Raw genomic sequence first — 18,544 nt, 5'->3', positions numbered from 1 at the left:
GATTGAGCATGAACGTACGATGGGTGAATGGTTCCCAATCGGCTAATGGGACGCTCCGGGAGCTCGCCGTGTTGGGCCAGCTTCGAGGTGCGCTGACCATCGAGGACATTCGGGCCGCGCTTCCGATCGACCGCATGACCGAGGACGACGTTGCGCGGGCAGTCGCTTATCTCGAGGAAAAAGGCATCGAAGTCCTGGTCGACCCGAGCTTGCTGATCGGACCAGCATCGACAACGCGGGAGGAACTGGTTGATCGAACCGCCGCGGCGGGACCTCCGAAGACGACCTCGCCAATGCCCGAACAGTCCCAGCAAGTGGCCCGCAGCGTACCCGCACGACCATCTGCTGGCGGGGACCTCGACCGCTCGGCCTCGGCGACGGTCTGTGTTCTTCTTGCGGCAGTCCTGGTCTGCATATTGGCTGCGATTCTCTTCTGGAAGGTTTGGTGACCCTATGTATGGTCCGGCCGTGCGTTGCAAGTGGTTTCGCCGAGCTGGCGGTGAGCGGTCTTGCATCAATGTGTCCGGCCTTTGATTGGAGCATTTGCTCCGGACCATCATGGATATCAGCGCGCGTGCGTTCTCGTTAGCGGACAGGCCTCGATTGGGCCATTTGGGTCACCAGTGTTCGCATGCGCCGGGAAGACCGAACCTCCATCTCGTCTCATCCTCTCGCAGACCTCGGCTGGAAAATGTTGATAGGGCTACGTCATCGCTTGCTCCTCATATCGCTCAGTCCCTTTGTTCGAGCCAAGGGCCGTTACTTCGTCCCGGCCCGCAGAACGTCGATCGCGTCGCGCGCAGGGGCGGTCAAGGACAGCCGTCGCGCTTGGCTTGCGGCTGGCTCGGGCGTTGCCAGGCTGCGCCTTGACCGCGCCGAGCACGGCGCGAGGATCAAGCGGGTCGGACGCCTGCATCGTCGGTCCTCGTCAGCTCGAAGGCGCGTCCTTTGGCCAGCACCGCCCAGGCGATGCGGGCAAGCTTGTTGGCGAGCGCGATCGCGACCACGTTGTGGCAACCGCCTTTTGGCGGCTTCGATCCAGGACTTGAGCCCGTAACGTTCCCAGTTCTTTATTCTGACCAGCACAACCCATGCCGCCGGAACGAACAGAACGCGCAGGTAGCGATTGCCGCGCCTTGAGATTTTGCCGAGGATCGTGCGGTCTCCCGTTGAGATCTGCTTGGGCACCAGTCCGAGCCAGGCGCCGAAGTCGCGGCCTTTGGAGAATACGTCTCCAGTGCCGATCGCGGCCACCATGGCGCTCGAAATGATCAGCCCGATGCCAGGCACCGTCATCAGGCGCGAACATGCCTGATCTTGACTGGCCAGTGCTTCGATCTCGCCGAAGAGGCTATCGATGCGCTGATCCAGCCGGCGCCAGTCGCCTGCCAACTACTCGATGATACGCAACATGCGTGGCGATAGGGCATCGGTGCGCGTCGCAAGGATAGTGGGCAATTCTGTACGCAAGAAGCCGATACCCTGGCGTACGGCGATCCCGCGTTCCAGCATGAAGGTACGAATCTGGTTGATGATGCCGGTGCGTTGCGACACCAGCCGCTCGCGCACCCGGTGCAGCGCCTGCAGATCCAGTTGCTCCGCGGTCTTGGTCGCCACGAACTTCATCGTCGGGCGCTGCACGGCTTCGGCAATCGCTTCGGCATCATTGAAGTCGTTCTTCTGCCCCTTGCTATAGGGACGGACATATTTGGCCGGCATCAATCTGGCATCGTGACCAAGCGATGCGAGTTTGCGGCTCAGGTGATGTGCGCCGCCGCCGGCCTCCATGCCGATCAGGCAAGGTGGAATATTTGCGAGCCGCGCTTCCACTTGGCCGCGCGACCACTTTTGCCGCAGCACGATGGCGCCGCGCGCATCGTGGCCCACGACGTGGAACGAGTTCTTGCCGATATCGATGCCAATCACGGCGATCGCGGTATTGGGTGTCTGAGACATGGCGGGCTCCTGGTCTTTGGCGCCCCTTGCCAGCTTCGCTTGCTGGCGGGGCGGGAGCACGGCCGGACCATCCCATTAGCGGAGGCATTTGGACGTTGACGGAATAGGCATGTGATCCCCGTCTGGGCAAGTGCGGGCCTCTGGGGCCTGCTTGGAGCTTCTTCGTTGGTGGCCGGGACCGCCGTAGCCTACCTCGCGACGCTGCCAAGGTGGCTGACCCCCGGCATCATGTCGTTCGGCTGCAGGGTTCTGATCTCGGCGGTGGCCTACGATCTCTTGGAGGATGGCTACCAGGAAGGCGGAATATTGCCGATCGTTGCCGGCGCTCTCGTCGGCTCTATCGCATGGGCCTTCGCGGACCACGTCGTCTCGGAACGTGGCGCACATCTCCGCAAGCAGTCCGGCAACCGCCAGCGGCAGGCGGCCAAGGGCGGAGGCATGGCCATCGCCGTCGGATCGCTCCTGGATGGCATTCCCGAAAGCGTTGTGCTCAGTCTCTCGTTGTTGAGTTGGAAAGGGGTGCGCAGGGCGATCCTCTGCGCGATCTTCCTGTCCAACTTTCCCGAGGGTCTGTCGAGTGCAGTTGGCATGCGCATTTCCGGACGGAGTGCGTCGTAAGGGTTCGGGCTATGGATCAGGATCGCCGTTCTGTCGGGGCTGAGCTCTCTTTGTAGCGCAGCGTGTCTGCAGGGCGCCTCCCACAGCTGACCGCCACCGTGAACGCTGTGGCGGCCGGCGCGCTTTTGACGATGGTGGTGAACATTATGATCCCGAAGCGCTGGCCGCTAGGGGTTCTCGGCCGCGAACATTCATCGGGCGCGTGGGCGATTCGTGCCGGACTGAGAAGATGCAGCGTTGCGGCAGTCTCGATGCAGCGGATGCGGCAAACAGCGCCGACTCCGACCGATGTCAGCGACAGTCGCCAGCCGAACTGTGCATCGCAGCTCTCACCGTTCGAGCATCTACCTAGCTCCTAGCTTAGGGTACTGCTGTCGGTCGCCAGCGCTTGGCGGCTTCTGAACATTGGGAGCTATCCGCTGGGCGCCACGTCCTTCTCTTGGACAGCTCCTGGATCGTGGAGAAGATCTCCGACAGCCAATCGTCGTGCTGACGTCCCAGATGGCGCCGACGACTCTCCGCTCGCCGACGGGACGCTCGCGTTTGCTGGCCGATCTCGCCGGTTCGCGCTTAGCCAGCTATGTCCCAGCGCTGTCCCGGTTCTGCGAGTTCTGTATCAGGAAGACCATCAGGAACGTGACAATGGTAGTGCCGGTGTTGATGACCAGCTGCCATGTATCGGAAAACCTGAAAAGGGGCCCCGTAACGGCCCATACGATCACCACGGAGCAAGCCAGAACAAACGTCGAGGCGCGGCCGGCTGCTTGAGAAGCTTTGTTGGCAATAGTCGGGAACAGGCTGCGACCCGGTCGATCCCTCCCCTGATCGGTCTCCCACATATCTGCCTCCTGGTTGTCGTGGATGGTCGTTGAAACACCCTGCGAAAAACAACTGCGGTCTAGCTGCGTGAGTTCCCATCCGCGGGGCGTCAGCACTCAAGAGGTAGGCCCGCCTTCGCGCGCAACACGAGCGACCCGTATAGCTCGCGCGGTTTGGTCTCGCTTGGCGGTCGGGCCGTGCGGGTAGCTCGTGGACGAACAGCACATCAGCCTCCACCGTTGTGCGATCTTGCCCCTCAAAGGCGAGAAGTTCGATCTGGTGAGCCATCCGCCTAACGGGGACGATGCGCCGCACCTGTCCGCTGCAGCGCCGGGGAAAGCGCCCGTGTTGGCAGCAATCTAATCGGCACAGAAGCCAGTCCCTGCTGCTCAGTCCGTTACTGTACACAGAACGAAAACGACGTCAGGAACGACCGCCGAGGAGCGTGATTGTGTCCCTGATGGCGCGCGCCACTGCTGGCTTTGTACGACGCGCGCACGTTGAAAGTGCAGCGCGGATTTTTCTTCAGATCCGGCTGCGTGAGTGCTCACAAGAACCGCGTGCGGACCGAACTTCCATTTCTGCTTTCCCTGGGGAGGCTACACTAGGACCCACTACAGCGCCGATTATGCCCCGGCCTATTACGGCTACCGCTATCGGCACGTGGTTCGACCGGCCTTTGTTTTTTTTGGCGGACGCTCCCGCGGCGGCACTTCTATCACCATCGCTGGTACCATCACTGGTGATGCGAAGCCGCGATAGATGGTTTGGCGCCAGACGCTGAGCTCTTGTTCGGGTCGATAGCTTGCAAGGTCGCCCGAGGCAGTTCGATGCGGATAACAGAAACGCTGCGAAGTAAACCGAGGAGGATCAGATGAACACGACAAAGAGCAAGTTTCTGCTGACCACAGCAGTGTTGCTCGCTGGCGTCAGCCTGGCGTCGGCCCAAGGCATGCGCGAAGGTGGCAGCGGCGGAATGAGCGCTGACCGAGAAGCCGGCGGCGGCGCTGCGGAACACGGCCGGTCGGGCGCTGAAATGTCGCACGGCGCAGGTGGTGCTGCCCACAGCGAGGGAATGGCGCAAGGCCGCGCAGGCGGTCGGACGGAGGGTATTCCAGCTGCGCACGATAGCGACCGCACCGCCTCCAAAGGCGAGCAGACCATCGGCCATGGACGCGGCGAGCGCGACAACGCGCGTCAGTCCCAATCCGGATCTGAGATGCATGGCAAGGACCAGACCGTCGGTCAGAGCAAGAGCGACCGCGACCAGGCGCGTCAATCCAGGTTCGAAAACGACAAGAACAAGATCGGGCAGAAGAACCAAACCATCGGCCGGGGCCGCAGCGATCGCGACAATGCGCGCCAGTCCAGGTCCGATAGCGACAAGAGCGGCCAGAAGGAGCAGACCGCCGGACAGAGCGGCAGCGACCGCACGCGTCAGTCTCAGGGCGCGGAGCAGAACAAGAGCGCGACCACCGGTGGCAACACCAAAGACAATGCGCAGGGCAGGAACGCTCAGGGTCAGAGCACGACTACGACTGGTTCCAACGCCAACAGCAACGCTCAAGGACAGGCGCAGCGCCAAGCCCAGGGTGGGACCGCTCAGAGCATGTCCGGACGCGTGCAAGTGAACGCGCAGCAGCAGGCGAAGCTGCAGCAGTCGGTATTGAACTCTCGTAATGTGGAACGGGTACGCGTCAACGACAACGCCATCCATTTCCGCGTCGATGCCGGCGTGGTCGTGCCACGGAACATCTCCGTCGTCTCCGTCTCAGCTTATCCGGCGCTTATCGACATCTATCCGGACTACCGCGACGATAGCTTCTTCGTCGTCGATGACGAGATCGTCATCACTGACCGAAGCCGCAGGATTGTCGACGTCATTCCAGCGGGTCCGCGGACGCACTTTGCCCACCGTGGCAGCTCGAGCGGTACAACCGGCGGCAGTATCGCCGCGCTAGATCTCAGCCCGGACGAGATTCGCGTTGTCCAGCGAGTCCTGATTGAACGCGGCCTGCTGTCGGGCGAGGCGGACGGCATCCTCGGACCCGATACGCGCGCCGCGCTGATCAGCTTCCAAAGACAGGAAGGCTTCCAGACAACGGGTTCGATCGATACCCGCACGGTCGCTGCCCTTGGTGTGTCCAATCAGATCAGAGCCGCGCAGGGCCGACCGACGACCGTTGGTCAAGGTCGGAACGGCGAGGCGGCGCAGCAGCACACGACGGGGCAAGGCACAAGCCAGAACAACGCGCCGGAGCAGCAGAACCAAACGTTGACCTCAGGCCAGGCAGGCACAAGCAAGCCTTCGGAACAGACGACCGGCCAGGCTCCCGCGCGAGACAACAATCAGTCCACCAGTCAGCCGGGCACCAGCCCGACCACACAGCCTGGACAAAACAACCAGAATAGCGCCCCGCCGCCTTCGACGTCGGGTCAGCCGGCCCAGAAGCAACCCAGCCGCTAAATGCGCCGGGAAAGCCCGGCCTTGAGGCGGGGCTTCTCTTTTCCGGGCAGGCTCAACCCGGTGCGCTCGGCGACGGCCTTTGCGCTGAGACCAGATTGCTGCCCGGCTGGATCTCCTAAGCCACCGGGCTGTCGATCAGCCGAGTTGCCCGGTGAGCAGAAACGCGTGTGCAATAGCGGGATTGTGGTAGGCGATGAGCAGGCTCAAGCACCATGGCAGGAGTGAGGCCAGCGCTATCAGCTCGCACTCGGACGCCGGCGGGAATCGGGATCTGACTGGCAGCTCAGTGGGCAAGGGAAGCGCTCCTTTCCGCGAAGCCTCGTCGCGCAAGCGCGAGCACTTCGCCAGCCACCGCTTTGAATCGCCGGCCCTGGCTTCAGCCGTTGCCAACGAATCGCATCCGCAACGGCTTGAGCACGAACAGAGCCAATGCAACCACCACGAAGTTCATGACGGCAGTCAATACGAAGACCAGGTGCCAACCGCCGCTCGCTGATTTGATGAGATTGGCAACCGGCACCAGGAAGGCCGACGCGCCTTTGGCAGTGTAGAGCAGGCTGAGATTGACGGTCGCAAACTTGGTTCCGAAAGTGTCCGTGCATGTGGACGGGAACAGGCTGAAGATTTCACCCCACGTCAGGAAGATCAACGCAGCGAAGAGAACGAATGCCCAGGGAGCGTGCCCCAGCGTCCCCAGCAGCCAATACGCTACGCCGCCGAGACCGAACGCGATCGCCATGGTGTGTTCGCGCCCAATTTGGTCTGAGATCCAGCCAAACAGAGGACGCGCTCCACCATTGCAGATGCTGTCGACGACCAGGGCCACGCTCAGCGCCGACGCGCCAAACAGGATTACCACGTTCCCAATATTAAAGTCCTTGGCAATAGGTGCGATCTGCGCCGTCGCCATCAACCCGCTCGCCGATACCATGATGAACATGATGTAGAGGAGCCAGAAAACCGGAGTGCCCAATACTTGCCGAGGCGTGTAGCTACGCGTCGTCTGCATCACTCTTGGTGCCGCGACGCCGACCATCTCGTCGGGATCCGGTGCCCGCAAGAACCACGCCAGAATGAAAACCATCCCGCCCTGGACCAGCCCGAACCAGAAAAAAGCTGTTTCGTAGCCGGCAGCATCAATCACCGCGCGAATAGGAATGACGGTCAGCGCCGCGCCGGCCCCGTATCCGGCAGCCGTAAGACCGACGGCCAAACCGCGACGGTCCGGAAACCACTTGACGGCTTGACCGACACAGGTCGCGTACACCGCTCCGCCTCCAGTGCCACTGACCACGGCACCGAGATAGAGCATCGCAAGCGATTCTGCGTACGCATTGATGATCCAGCCGAGAGCGACCAGGATGCCTCCAACGGCGACTACCAGCTTGGCGCCGCGTCGCCCGCCAAGACTGTCAACGATCCAGCCATGGATCGGCGTGAGCCAGGTCTCGAGCGCGATGAAGATGCTGAATGCAACCTGGATCGACGCGATCGACCAGCCATGCGCCTGGCTGATGGGATTGACGAAGAGCGTCCAACCATATTGCAGGTTGGCGATCAGTATCATGCAGAGCAGGCAGCAGATGAGCTGGGTCCGCCGTGTCGCCGGAATTGCGTGCGATCGGGAATCGATGGTTACAGTTGTCATGTTCTGTCCCTGTTCCGGCACGGATGTGCCGATTGGCCATTCATAGAGGCAGGGGCGCCCGCGTGCTTTGCGAGTTTCGGGTTGGCTCAGTTGGACTTTAAGCTCAGGTCCCGAAAGGCGGGCCTCTTTCCATCTGCCCGGTACGCGGCAGGATTTCACTGACCTTTGGAATAGGTAGAGGTCCGGGATGTTCCAAAAATGTATCTAGTCCTTTCGTTGTGGAGCACTCGTCGAATGGCCGGTCAGGCCGCTACGCCATTTGTCCGGAAGCCCTTTGCCGAAAGGGGAGATGCTGCCGGAGTCGTTCGGCCCCGATGACTTCGGAGCGAAGAGAGAGTAGTCTTGGACGATGACGTTCTATGCCGGCGGGGGGACAGGCGAGTTCGGACGTTTCGGAGAGCGTGCGATGGGATAGCGCTGGAAAATGCGCTGATCAGTGACGACCGCGAGCAGACGGTTCGGGTCCAGAATCGCGTGCTCGCTGGACTCGCGCCAGCGTCCTTCGAGCGGCTCCGTCCCTTCCTGCAGCCCGTCGCCCTCAAGCGCCGGGCGATACTTCAGGACCATCATCATCCCATCGAGCACATCTACTTCATCGAGCGCGGCGTTGCGTCGCTGCTGGCGCGGACGCAGCGCGACGGGCCCGTCGAAGTCGCGATGGTCGGACGTCTTGGCTTGGTAGGCGTCACGGCCGTGCTCGGAATTCAGAGCTCGCCCAATCGATGCCTGATGTCAGTCCCCGGTTATGCATTGCGCATTGCGGTATCCGACCTGCGACGGGTCGCGCACAGAGACCCCGACGTCCAACAGCAGTTGTTCAGCTATATCCACGCGCTGTTGGTCCAGAACACACAGACCACCCTTTGCAGCGCCCGCCACAGCGTTGAAGAAAGGCTGAGCCGATGGCTTCTGCTTGCGGCCGACCGGCTGGACGACCGGATCATTCCGGTGACTCACGACATGCTGTCGGTCAGCCTGGGTGTACGGCGGGCCAGCATCACGACGACGCTTGCGGAATTGGAGCAGATCGGCGGTCTTGCCCGGCAGCGCGGCGGGATCTACCTAACCGATCCGGCGACTCTGGAGCGTCGGACCTGCGAATGCTATCAGATCATAGCGTCGGAATACGGGCATCTGAATCGCGGCCTGCATGAGCACCGCATTCGCGCGGATCGCAGCATGATCCGCACCTGTCTTTGCTGCGTCTGACCCACTCACTCAAATTGCAGGATTGGTCGGCGCGGCGTGACTTTCGGCCTCCGTCGATCTTCGTACAGCAGCGTACCAAGTGACCGTCTTTAGTCAGAAGGCCAGCCAGCCCGTGAAAGCTATAGTGACGTTGAAGAAAGCAAGATCCAGGACGAGCCAGACTGATCCACCATCCGGATGAGCCTTCTCCGACTGGAGACATCCACGGGAGGAATCCAGATGAGTATGGGTAAATCCTTGCGCGTCTCGAGACGCCGTTTCCTGAAGCAAGCCGGTCTCACCCTGGCTGCCGCTTCAGCACCGTCTCTGACTGCGCCATTCATATCCAGAGCGCGCGCCGACGTTAAATCGCTCTCCATCGTTCAATGGAGCCATTTCGTTCCGGAATACGACAAATGGTTCGATCAGTTCGCAAAGGACTGGGGTGCGAAGAACAACGTCACCGTCACCGTAGATCACATCCCCGTCGCCAACGTCGCCGCCCGCGCGGCGGCCGAAGCCTCGGCCCAATCAGGTCACGATCTGTTCGGCTGGAATGGCGCAGGCGGGGCGCACCTCTACCGGAAGTTCCTGGTCGATGTGACAAGTCTTGTCGATGCAACCGAGAAGAAATACGGCACGGTCAGCACGATCGGTCGGCAGATCGGCTACAATCAGGACGACAGGACCTGGTCTGCATTCCCCGATTTCTACATCAGCTTCCCGGCCATGTATCGCAAGAGCATGTGGGACGAGATCGGAATGAAGCCGGACACCTGGGACAACCTCCGAATCGGCGGCGCCAAGCTGAAGGCGAAGGGGCATCCGGTCGGCATTTCGCTCGGACACAGCAACGACCCCAACACGACCTGGCGCGGCCTGCTGTGGAGCTTTGGCGGCGCGCTTCAGGATGCGGAAGGCAAGAACGTCGTGCTCAATAGCAAGGGGACGGTCGAAGCCGTCAAGTTCGCTGCCGCGCTCTACAAGGAGGCGATGACGTCGGAAGTGCTGTCGTGGGATGATTCGAGCAACAACCGCTATCTTGTTTCGGGCATCGGCTCGATGATCGTCAATCCGATCTCAGCCTATCGGACGTTCCAGAAGACAAACAAGCAGGGCGCTGACGACACCTTCGTGATGGCGCCGCCGAAGGGACCGGTGCGCCAGATCATGGGCGGCGCCTCCGAGTTCTACGGCGTCTGGAAGTTCGCCAAGAACAAGGATGGTGCGATCGAGTTTCTCAAATACTACGCCGATCATTGGCCGGAAGCGTTCAAGGCCAGCGAAGGCTACAATAACCCCTGCTTCGCAAATCTCGTGCCGAAGCCGATGCCTATTCTCTCGAACGATCCGACCTCGACTCCGGCCGACAAACTGGCGGTGCTGCAGGATTCGGAGCAGTGGTCGGCATCTCCGGGATATCCGGGACCGTCCTGGCCCGCAGTCGACGAGGTCTACAACGACTTCGTCATCTGCGACATGATGGCGAAAGCCGCGAGCGGTCAGATGTCCGCCGAGGACTCCGTCAAATGGGCGCACCAACAGGCGGAGGCGATCTTCACGAAGTGGCATGGGAAAACCTGAGGCGGCGCCCGGGTCGCGACTTTCCTTTGCGCGATCCGGCCGCTGCTGAGGTCGTCGCTTTTGACGATCACAATGGTCGCTCCGTCCAGGCATTGACGGCAGAGCGCGATGCATGAGTTCTTGGAGGTTCAATGGCAGCGGTATTGACCAGGGACATCGTCAAGCGGTTTGGCGAGGTCGCCGCCGTCAATGGCATTTCGCTGACGGTGCCGGACGGCGAGTTCATGGTGCTGCTCGGCCCCTCCGGCTGCGGCAAGACAACGTTTCTGCGCATCATCTGCGGCCTCGAGCAGCAAACCAGCGGCGATCTCCTGATCGGCGGCAACGTCGTCAACGACATCCCGCCACGGGCTCGCGGAGTTGCGATGATGTTTCAGAGCTATGGTCTCTACCCGCACTACACCGTAGCCAACAACATCGCCTTTCCGCTGCGTACGCAGCGCTTGCCCGGCGAGGAGATACGCAAAAAGGTCGCATGGGCCTCACAGCTGCTCGGCATCGGCCACCTCCTGGACCGCCGGCCGCGCCAACTCTCCGGTGGTGAGCGCCAGCGTGTTGCGCTGGCGCGCGCCCTCGTCCGCGAGCCGACCGCGCTGTTGCTGGATGAGCCGCTGTCCAATCTCGATGCCAAATTGCGCACCTCGGCTCGCCAGGAAATCAAGAACTTTCAGCAGCGCGTTCGTCTCACGACCATCTACGTGACCCACGACCAGATCGAGGCGATGGGCATGGGCGACCGCATTGCGGTGATCGACCATGGACGGGTTCGGCAAGTGGGCACGCCTACCGAGATCTACGAGGACCCTGCAGACCTTTTTGTCGCGACCTTTGTCGGTGCGCCGGCGATGAATATCGTCACCCGCAACGGCGGCGGGTACCTCGGATTTCGACCGGAGAATTTCCTGCCCAAGGACATGATCGACGACGGCGGCAAGACCGAATTCTCGTTTCGTGTCGATCGTTCCGAATATTTGGGGTCAGAACGCATCGTTTATGGCGTGATGGACGGGTTCGAGTCAAAGCAGCCGATCACCGCGAAGCTGCCGCCAGCTCATGTGGCGGAAGACAGTATTCGTCCGGGCGAATGGCATTCCTTTGCGGTGAAGAACAATGCGCTGCGGCACTTCGACGCCAGCGGCCATCGCCGAGCTCGCCACTGACCCAGGGATTTGCCGATGGCCGTCATCGCAGAACCTATTAGCAAGCCGATTTCGCGCTTTCGCTTCATCCTCGACCGTCGAGAGGTGTTCGCAGCGATCCTGGTCGCGCCGGCGATCATTTACGTCCTGCTTCTGGTGGGCTTGCCGCTCCTGCTCGCGGTCTACTACTCGCTGAGTGCCTATACGATCTACGATCCGACCTGGAAGTTTGTCGGTCTGGCCAATTTCGAGCAGATTCTGCAGGATCCGACGTTCCTCGATACCCTGCGCAACACGTTTGTTTTTACGTTCGGTTCGCAACTGCTCGGCCTCGTGCTCGGAAAGTTCGGCGCCTTTCTACTGTTGCGACCCTTCCCCGGCCGCAGGATCGTGCGGGCGCTGATCATCCTGCCGTTTGCGGTGCCGGTCGCGCTCGCCACGATCGCCTGGCAATGGATGTTCGATTCGCTCTACAGCGTGATCAACTGGACCTTGATTGCGGCCGGCCTTCTCACCCGGGAGGAGGCGCCGAACTGGCTCGGCAATTCGTACCTCGCGATGCTGTGCATCGTCATCATCAACGCCTGGCGCTTTTTCCCGTTTGCCATCGTGATCTTCCTCGCCGGCATCACCTCGGTTCCGCAGGACGTGATCGACGCTGCGACCGTCGATGGGGCGGGCTTCTGGCGTCGCAACTATCAGATCATCCTGCCGATGATCCTGCCGATCATGGCGATCGGCCTGATCTTCGGCATCGTATTCACATTCACCGATCTCTCCATCGTCTTCCTGCTGACCATGGGTGGCCCCGGTGGCGCGACTTCGGTCCTGGGCTTTGCGGGCTTTCAGACCGGCATCATCTCCGGCGACGTATCGCATGGTGCGGCCATCTCACTCTTCATGCTGCCGGTGCTGCTTGTCGTCGTGATCTTTATGCTGCGGTTCATTCGTCGTCGGGAGATCTGACATGTCGCGTCCGTTTTTACGTTCGCTCCGTGAAATTGGCTTCTTCCTCGGCCTCGCTTTTTTCGTCGTCCTAGCGGCGTTTCCGTTCTATTGGATGGTGATCACTGCGTTCAAGCAGAACAGCGACCTCTACGACGTCACCAACATCCCGTTCTGGTTCAATGAGCCGCCGACGCTCGAGCACATCAAGTATCTGTTCGAACAAACGCTGTTCGCGCGCTGGCTGCTGAACTCGCTGATCATCGGCATCTGCGTGACCGCGATCACGCTGGTGACCGCGATACCGGCCGGCTACAGCCTGGCCCGCATGACGAGCCGCAAGGGCGAAGCGCTCGGGATCATGATCTTCCTGACTTATCTGGTGCCGCCGACCCTGTTGTTCCTGCCGCTGTCCCGGATCATCGCCGGACTCGGGTTGCAAAACTCGATGTGGTCCCTGGTGTTGGTCTACCCGACGTTCACGATCCCGTTCTGCTCCTGGCTGTTGATGGGATTCTTCAAGGCGCTGCCGGTCGAGATCGAGGAAGCTGCAATCGTCGATGGCTGCAGCCTGTTCGGCGCATTCATCAAGATGGCGGTCCCCTTGTCGGTTCCGGCAATCTTGACCGTGGTGATTTTCACCTTCACCCTGACTTTGCAGGAGTTCGTCTACGCACTGACCTTCATCTCGTCGTCAGACCAAAAGCCGATCACGCTGGGCGTGTCGACCGACCTTATCCGCGGGGACGTGTTCTTCTGGGGCGAGATCATGGCCGGCGCCTTAATCGCCGCCGTCCCCGTGGCGATTGCCTACAATCTCTTCCTCGATCGCTTCATCGCCGGCATCACCGGCGGTGCCATTAAGTAGATGGTCGCAGGGCCTGCTTTGGCAAGCTGTTAGGGGGTGGGTGTCCTCGATGCGCTTCGAGGGCTACGCCGCTTCATTGGCCAGCGCAGCACGATGTGCCAAGCGCAAATAGTCCTGGCGAAACTCGGTCTAGTGACAAAGTTAAGATATATTGAGTCAAGCTGCGACGCGGTCTTCAATATCGTCGATCTCGGGCTCGTCTACGATATTGCCGTCGCGGAGGACGGTGTGGCCCGGATCTCCATAACTACGAGCGGCTGCCCCGCGACCGGCTATCTGAGGGACGGTGCCGGTGAAGCAGCGCAGTCCATCGCCGGGCTTCCATGGGTCGATGTCCAGCTCACCTACGATCGACCATGGGCCACCGACATGATGAGCCAGGCGGCGAAAGACTACCTGGGGGTCGGCCGATGAGGCAGGCCTCCCTCGGTCCCGGCCTCGATCAACTTGCTCTTGCTCGATGCCCTGCAAAAGCTTGCCGACGCCACCGAGGTTGACGCAGCCTGCCGAATTGCCGGCAACGCCTGCGTCATCCTCCGTCGAACTGCGCCAAAGGATGAGAGGCGCTTCAACGCCCCGCTACAGCGCCTCGTGCGCAAGCTGTGATCGATCTCGTGGAGGTGGCCGGATCGCATGCTGGCTAGGACTGGAAATGGAGGCGCTGCAGTTTGCAAAACATCGAAGCTATGTATACCTTTAGTCCTCTCCGGCTGCCAATTAGTCAATTTGGGATCCGCATGCGACTGACGAACTTTACCGACTACGCGCTCAGGCTGCTGATGTACGCGGCGGTCCATGACGACCGCCTGATCACCATCGAGGAAGTGTCCGAGGTCTACAAGATATCGCGCGCGCACCTGATGAAGATCACGAACACCCTGACGCGGGCAGGTTTTCTGAAGGCTGTGCGGGGACGCTCCGGCGGACTGACGCTGGCAAAGCCGCCGCGCAAGATAGGCTTGGGAGACATCGTCCGCGCCACCGAACCCGATTTCGCTCTGGTCGAATGCTTTTCTACGGGCAACCAATGCATCATCACACGCAGTTGCCGGTTGCGCGGCATCTTCCACGAGGGGCTCGATGCGTTCAATGCGGTGCTTGACAAGTACACGCTCGCCGACCTGATGCTCAGGCCCAAGGACTTTGGTGTCCGCCCCGCAGCATGACCGGCAACGCTTTCAACTCGCCGGTCAGGCGGCTAGTCTCGCCGCCAATGCTGCTTGCTCGGCGGCAGCCCGCGTCGCTGCCACTGCCATCCAATCGCGCAGAAGGCCCTTGTCCTCTTTCGAAAATGATTCCCGCCGCTTGACGTCATCCAGCGTTTCGCCTGGGTGGCATCGCTCGAAATCCTCGCGGATAAGCGCCTCGAGGTAAGTCTGTTCCGCCTCGTTCGCCGGATCTACATGGTGATGGGAGTTGCTCAACATTTCCGTTTTCCATTGACGGGTCTTCATTCACGTCACCGCGCTCAAGCATCGAAATGATCCATGCGGAACATTCGCTCGTCCCGGCTGAAGCCATGACTTCCAGCCTCTCCGCGCGCGAGAGCCGGCCGTCGTGGAAGCAGTTCGGCTTGCCATCCGCCATGATGGGCTGAACGGAACGTCGCAAGCTCAGAATCAACGGATCAGCCATGGTCTTCAGTCCCGCGGTCGAGCAGACGCAGGCGAACTCGCCAGACATAGGGTCCCGTTTCCAGATATGACCAGCCGCAACGCGAGCCATGACGCGCCTCGAGTTGCAGCCGCAGCCGCCTCGGATCGTGATCCACCACGATCTGCAGCGAGTCATCCGGCGCGAGGTGCTCGAACAGGCGGAAGAGGATCGAATGACGGTATTGCGGGTCGATATCCGCAACGTTGATGACGCGTTCAGTGCAGTTCAACTCTGGCACGATCGGACTCCTCAGGAGCTATGCTCCGCGCAGGCGGCTGCGCGGGATGTTGAGCCATCAATTCGAGGTCGCGAAACAACGCTTCGATATGTCGGATCAGCCGCTCCGACTGGGGCGGATCGAGAAGTCTGTGCAGGACCGCATGGAAATGGGGCTTCAGGATCTTTCCAGTGATCCCCCGCTCTGCGACTATCAGATCGACGATGTTCCTGCCAAGCGGAGAAAGCTCATCGCTTGTCGTCGCGGGATCTAGGATGGAGCTGATGGATCGTTCCACCTCGCTCCACTTGGCGCGCGAAATGTGGGTCAGTACGTTGCAGATATGCGGATGGGCGCGAAATGACGCGTAGATGCGGAAGGCGAGCTCGGCCGTCGGGAGCTTCGGGCGCAGCTTGCTTTTAGACACCTCTGTAGTCCGCGGCCGGGCTTGGGCCCGGAGTTTCGTACCGCGGGCCGGCCGCGCCATTGCTCGGGCGTCCAACTTGGCAGACACGGACATCACTTGACACTCCAGCTCTTAAAGATATATATGATATATATCTTTAAACGTGCTTCGACAAGGAGAATCTCTGATGATCGAGAACCTCCAAAACGCCCTATCTCAAGCACCGTCCGATCGCGTCATAGAGTTCAGCGACAACACCTTTCTCGTGGACGCCGCACTCATTGGCGAGCTCCTGCACGTGCCGGCAACCAGCGTGCCGATCCTGATGCGGGAGGGAAGGATCACGAGCGTTTGTGAGCGCGGAACCGGGCAAGACGAAGGGGAGTTTCGGCTCACCTTCTTCTACCGTAGCCGCCGCGCACGGTTGATCACGGACCCGGCGGGCCGCCTCCTCCGTAGATCGGCGATCGATTTTGGTGAACGCCCAATACCGGACGCCCTGCGCCGGGGCGCCGGCTGACAGGCATGACGTTGCTATCGGGACCAGGAGACGAGAGATGACTGATATTCATTCCATTCATGGTGTGGACCTGCCTGGCGGCGACCTCGAAATCGCTAAGATGCCGGGGCATTGGCTGCTTGCCAGGCTCGGCAAGCGTGTCTTGCGTCCTGGAGGCCTCAAACTGACGCGGGCGCTGCTCGACGATATGGCCATCAACCCCGCGGACGAGGTCGTGGAGTTTGCGCCCGGTCTCGGCGTCACCGCCCGCATGATTCTGCAACACGAGCCACAGCATTATACGGCAATCGAGCGTGACGCCCACGCGGCGCGATGGACCGGCCGGCAGCTGCCGTCCGCTCCTCATATTTCGGTCCTCGTTGGTCGATCCGACCAGACGCAGCTGCCCTCCGCGTCCGCTTCACTCGTCGTCGGTGAGGCGATGTTGAGCATGCAGACCGCGGAGCACAAGCGCCGGATCGTGGCCGAGGCGTTCCGGCTGCTGCGTCCCGGCGGCCGGTACGGCATTCACGAACTCGCTATCGTCCCGGACGACGTGCCGCCCGACCGGCAGCGCGAGATCGATCGGGCGCTTTCCTCGGTCATCCACGTCGGTGCCCGGCCGCTACGCAGTCAGGAATGGAAAGCCCTCTTACAGAGCGTCGGATTTCGCGTTGTTGCCCTCGGAAATGCGCCGATGCACCTGCTTCGGCCGCTTCGGCTGATCGAGGACGAAGGCATTCTTGGAGCTTTGAGGCTGGCAAGAAATCTCATGAAAGACAACGCGGCGCGACGCCGGGTCATGGCCATGCGATGGGTGTTCGAGCGCTATCGGTCAAACCTGAGCGCCATCTACATGGTCGCGCAAAAGGACCCATAGCGCATCGCGCGGCGGTGAGCCCGACGAAAAACAGGGAGCGACTGTCCTGATGGCAGTCGCCACCAGCCCGGTTCCGCGCGAGCGCCGGTCTTCAGGCCTTGGCTTGACTTTCCACTTCGTCCGTAGCCGTCAATGCGAGGGCGCTATGGGCATAGGCACCACCGGCCCGCATCTCGGCTGCGACCCAAATTGCCTCCATCAGTTCCTGGCGCGTGGCACCCTGGCGGAGCGCGGCCTTGGTGTGTCCCTTGATGCAGTAGGGACACTGCGTCACGTGGGCCACTGCAACCGCAATCAGCTGCTTGGTCTTCGCCGGCAGCGCGCCGTCGGCAAACACTTGGCGGCTGAAGGCCTGGAAAGCTCTTTCGGTCTCTGGCGCAAGATGTCGGCGCTTTTCGGCAAGTTCGCGTGACGATGGCGGATACAGCGTATCGGTCATTTCAATACTCCCTGTTCTCGGCGAAAGCGGAGCCGGTTGTCCCTCGCGGCCGGGGCAAGATCACTCGCCGTTAGTGATACCCAACGCACATCACGTAGTCCCGCAGCAGGATCTGCTGATATTCCAGCTCTTCGAGGAGCGCTTCGAGCGCATCCTTCGCATTGAGCACGCCGACTGGACGGGAATCCGAATCCAGAATCGGGAAGTTTTTCAGATGCCGCTCTTTCATGATCGACCAGATATCGCTCAACAAGTCGGTGGGGCGGCAATAGACGACCGGCTTAGTCATAATGTCCGAAGCCGCCGCCATGCGGGAAGCCCCCTTGCAATGACTGACTTAGCGGACAACGTCCGTCTTGGTGATGACTTTCAGCCAACACCTCCATCGGATTTGCGTACGACCACGAGGTCTGCTTCGAGGTCGCGCAGGAGCCTTGCGGCGTCGATGAGTGAAGCCTCGTCGCCGAGGATGATGAGGCGGTCGCGTGCGGCGGGCAGCATTGCTTCGACAATCATTGACGGCCGATGCTCCCATGATGGGTTTTAACGTCGTTGATGCGCTCGTGTCAGAGTGTCCGCCGATGTCTGTCGAAAATGCGATCCGTCTCATCTCAAGCTCCATTCAGTTTCCTTTGAGAAGTAGATCCCTGAGCACGACGGCGTCGTTGTGTGCATCGTCATGCGCGGCGTAGACGAGCGTGATTGGCCCATCCTGTGCGAGCTCGCGCAACCGCTCGAACTCGGCGGGGTGCTGCTGGATTTCCGACCGGTAACGCCGCCGAAATTCCGGCCAGCGCTCGGGGGCATGTCCGAACCATTTGCGCAGCTGAGTGCTGGGCGCAATCGCCTTCAGCCATTCATCGATAGCGGCGTTCGTCTTCTTCACTCCGCGTGGCCACAGCCGGTCTATGAGAACTCGGGTTCCGTCTTCGGAGGTGGCCGGCTCGTAGGCTCGTTTGATCCTGATACGGTCTGCCGCGGTCTTCCTGCTCATGGCTATACTCCTTCCCTTGCCGTTGGAGCGATCCGGTGTCCGGCTCTTAAGGGGCGGCGTCAATTTCGCCATCCCCGAGCGCGGTTCGTACTCCGGAACGGAGAAGCGCGTGATCTTCAACGGGTCACTGGCCGGAAAGGTCTCCTGAAGCTCGGTGTCCAACTGAAGATCCAGCGCCTTCCTGGCGTCTTGATTGAGCAACCGTCTCGTCATGGCGCTCT

At 61.1% G+C, this 18,544-nt stretch carries 20 protein-coding genes and 2 pseudogenes; 12 read left to right on the top strand and 10 right to left on the bottom strand.

All coding sequences use genetic code 11. From position 1 onward, the window contains the following. Positions 1–8 precede the first annotated feature (8 nt). Positions 9–449 carry an RNA polymerase sigma factor region1.1 domain-containing protein gene (locus XH80_RS16310; RefSeq protein WP_271599440.1) on the top strand — a complete coding sequence of 147 codons (441 nt, stop codon included), beginning with the start codon at positions 9–11 and terminating at the stop codon, positions 447–449. 444 nt (positions 450–893) lie between these two features. Here XH80_RS16310 and XH80_RS16305 read toward each other — a convergent pair. After that, positions 894–1,956: pseudogene (locus XH80_RS16305) on the bottom strand (IS110 family transposase). A 165-nt stretch (positions 1,957–2,121) separates the two neighbouring features. Here XH80_RS16305 and XH80_RS16300 point away from each other — a divergent pair. Beyond that, positions 2,122–2,574 carry a hypothetical protein gene (locus XH80_RS16300; protein WP_271599439.1) on the top strand — a complete coding sequence of 151 codons (453 nt, stop codon included), beginning with the start codon at positions 2,122–2,124 and terminating at the stop codon, positions 2,572–2,574. Positions 2,575–3,161: 587 nt separating this feature from the next. On the opposite strand, the pseudogene XH80_RS16295 reads toward XH80_RS16300, so the two are convergent. Then, a pseudogene (locus XH80_RS16295) lies at positions 3,162–3,413 on the bottom strand (low affinity iron permease family protein); the annotation flags it as partial. A gap of 854 nt (positions 3,414–4,267) precedes the next feature. Between XH80_RS16295 and XH80_RS16290 the strand changes: the two are divergent. Then, complete coding sequence (locus tag XH80_RS16290) at positions 4,268–5,860, top strand: peptidoglycan-binding protein (protein WP_271599438.1); 1,593 nt, start codon at positions 4,268–4,270, stop codon at positions 5,858–5,860. A 376-nt stretch (positions 5,861–6,236) separates the two neighbouring features. Here the strand turns inward: XH80_RS16290 and oxlT are convergent, their stop codons facing one another. Next, positions 6,237–7,508 (bottom strand): oxalate/formate MFS antiporter, encoded by a 1,272-nt coding sequence (gene oxlT / locus XH80_RS16285; RefSeq protein ID WP_271599437.1) that lies wholly within the window; start codon positions 7,506–7,508, stop codon positions 6,237–6,239. A 342-nt stretch (positions 7,509–7,850) separates the two neighbouring features. On the opposite strand from oxlT, the gene XH80_RS16280 reads away from it, so the two are divergent. The 7 genes from XH80_RS16280 (at position 7,851) to XH80_RS16250 (ending at position 14,398) form a co-directional block, all read left to right on the top strand. After that, positions 7,851–8,717, top strand: a complete 867-nt coding sequence (locus tag XH80_RS16280; protein WP_271599436.1) for a Crp/Fnr family transcriptional regulator — start codon at positions 7,851–7,853, stop codon at positions 8,715–8,717. A gap of 219 nt (positions 8,718–8,936) precedes the next feature. Beyond that, positions 8,937–10,280 carry an extracellular solute-binding protein gene (locus XH80_RS16275; protein WP_271599435.1) on the top strand — a complete coding sequence of 448 codons (1,344 nt, stop codon included), beginning with the start codon at positions 8,937–8,939 and terminating at the stop codon, positions 10,278–10,280. Between the two features lie 131 nt (positions 10,281–10,411). After that, positions 10,412–11,440 carry an ABC transporter ATP-binding protein gene (locus XH80_RS16270; protein ID WP_271599434.1) on the top strand — a complete coding sequence of 343 codons (1,029 nt, stop codon included), beginning with the start codon at positions 10,412–10,414 and terminating at the stop codon, positions 11,438–11,440. 15 nt (positions 11,441–11,455) lie between these two features. Beyond that, entirely contained in the window at positions 11,456–12,385 is a 930-nt protein-coding gene (locus tag XH80_RS16265; RefSeq protein ID WP_271599433.1) for a carbohydrate ABC transporter permease, read from the top strand. 1 nt (position 12,386) lies between these two features. Beyond that, positions 12,387–13,232 (top strand): carbohydrate ABC transporter permease, encoded by an 846-nt coding sequence (locus tag XH80_RS16260; RefSeq protein WP_271599432.1) that lies wholly within the window; start codon positions 12,387–12,389, stop codon positions 13,230–13,232. A 132-nt stretch (positions 13,233–13,364) separates the two neighbouring features. Continuing rightward, positions 13,365–13,646 carry a metal-sulfur cluster assembly factor gene (locus tag XH80_RS16255; RefSeq protein WP_271599431.1) on the top strand — a complete coding sequence of 94 codons (282 nt, stop codon included), beginning with the start codon at positions 13,365–13,367 and terminating at the stop codon, positions 13,644–13,646. Between the two features lie 323 nt (positions 13,647–13,969). After that, positions 13,970–14,398: an RrF2 family transcriptional regulator gene (locus tag XH80_RS16250; RefSeq protein ID WP_271599509.1), complete on the top strand. Its 429-nt coding sequence runs from the start codon at positions 13,970–13,972 to the stop codon at positions 14,396–14,398. Positions 14,399–14,422: 24 nt separating this feature from the next. Here XH80_RS16250 and XH80_RS16245 read toward each other — a convergent pair whose 3' ends face one another. From XH80_RS16245 to XH80_RS16235, 3 genes are all read right to left on the bottom strand, one after another. Continuing rightward, positions 14,423–14,686: a hypothetical protein gene (locus XH80_RS16245; protein WP_271599430.1), complete on the bottom strand. Its 264-nt coding sequence runs from the start codon at positions 14,684–14,686 to the stop codon at positions 14,423–14,425. Positions 14,687–14,859: 173 nt separating this feature from the next. Continuing rightward, entirely contained in the window at positions 14,860–15,126 is a 267-nt protein-coding gene (locus tag XH80_RS16240; RefSeq protein WP_271599429.1) for a DUF2249 domain-containing protein, read from the bottom strand. Then, a complete protein-coding gene (locus XH80_RS16235) occupies positions 15,104–15,532 on the bottom strand; it encodes a hypothetical protein (RefSeq protein ID WP_271599428.1) in 429 nt (142 codons plus the stop codon). Before XH80_RS16235 ends, XH80_RS16240 begins: the two co-directional genes overlap by 23 nt. A 166-nt stretch (positions 15,533–15,698) precedes the next feature. Here XH80_RS16235 and XH80_RS16230 point away from each other — a divergent pair, with 166 nt between their 5' ends. Further along, positions 15,699–16,031: a DUF6522 family protein gene (locus tag XH80_RS16230; RefSeq protein WP_271599427.1), complete on the top strand. Its 333-nt coding sequence runs from the start codon at positions 15,699–15,701 to the stop codon at positions 16,029–16,031. A 37-nt stretch (positions 16,032–16,068) separates the two neighbouring features. Next, positions 16,069–16,890, top strand: a complete 822-nt coding sequence (locus tag XH80_RS16225) for a class I SAM-dependent methyltransferase (protein ID WP_271599426.1) — start codon at positions 16,069–16,071, stop codon at positions 16,888–16,890. Between the two features lie 91 nt (positions 16,891–16,981). On the opposite strand, the gene XH80_RS16220 is transcribed toward XH80_RS16225, so the two are convergent. The 4 genes from XH80_RS16220 to XH80_RS43750 all read right to left on the bottom strand — a co-directional run bounded on the left by XH80_RS16220 (position 16,982) and on the right by XH80_RS43750 (position 18,536). After that, complete coding sequence (locus XH80_RS16220) at positions 16,982–17,329, bottom strand: carboxymuconolactone decarboxylase family protein (RefSeq protein ID WP_271599425.1); 348 nt, start codon at positions 17,327–17,329, stop codon at positions 16,982–16,984. Positions 17,330–17,399: 70 nt separating this feature from the next. Then, entirely contained in the window at positions 17,400–17,639 is a 240-nt protein-coding gene (locus XH80_RS16215; RefSeq protein ID WP_271599424.1) for a CBS domain-containing protein, read from the bottom strand. Positions 17,640–17,698: 59 nt separating this feature from the next. Continuing rightward, positions 17,699–17,845 (bottom strand): hypothetical protein, encoded by a 147-nt coding sequence (locus tag XH80_RS16210; RefSeq protein WP_271599423.1) that lies wholly within the window; start codon positions 17,843–17,845, stop codon positions 17,699–17,701. Between the two features lie 106 nt (positions 17,846–17,951). Then, complete coding sequence (locus tag XH80_RS43750) at positions 17,952–18,536, bottom strand: DUF488 domain-containing protein (RefSeq protein ID WP_333968750.1); 585 nt, start codon at positions 18,534–18,536, stop codon at positions 17,952–17,954. Positions 18,537–18,544 lie beyond the last annotated feature (8 nt).

Origin of the sequence: Bradyrhizobium sp. CCBAU 45384 (assembly GCF_028128665.1) — a bacterium.
Lineage (GTDB): Bacteria > Pseudomonadota > Alphaproteobacteria > Rhizobiales > Xanthobacteraceae > Bradyrhizobium > Bradyrhizobium manausense.
Note: the sequence above shows the minus strand (reverse complement) of the source record. Positions and strands in the feature narration are given on the sequence as shown.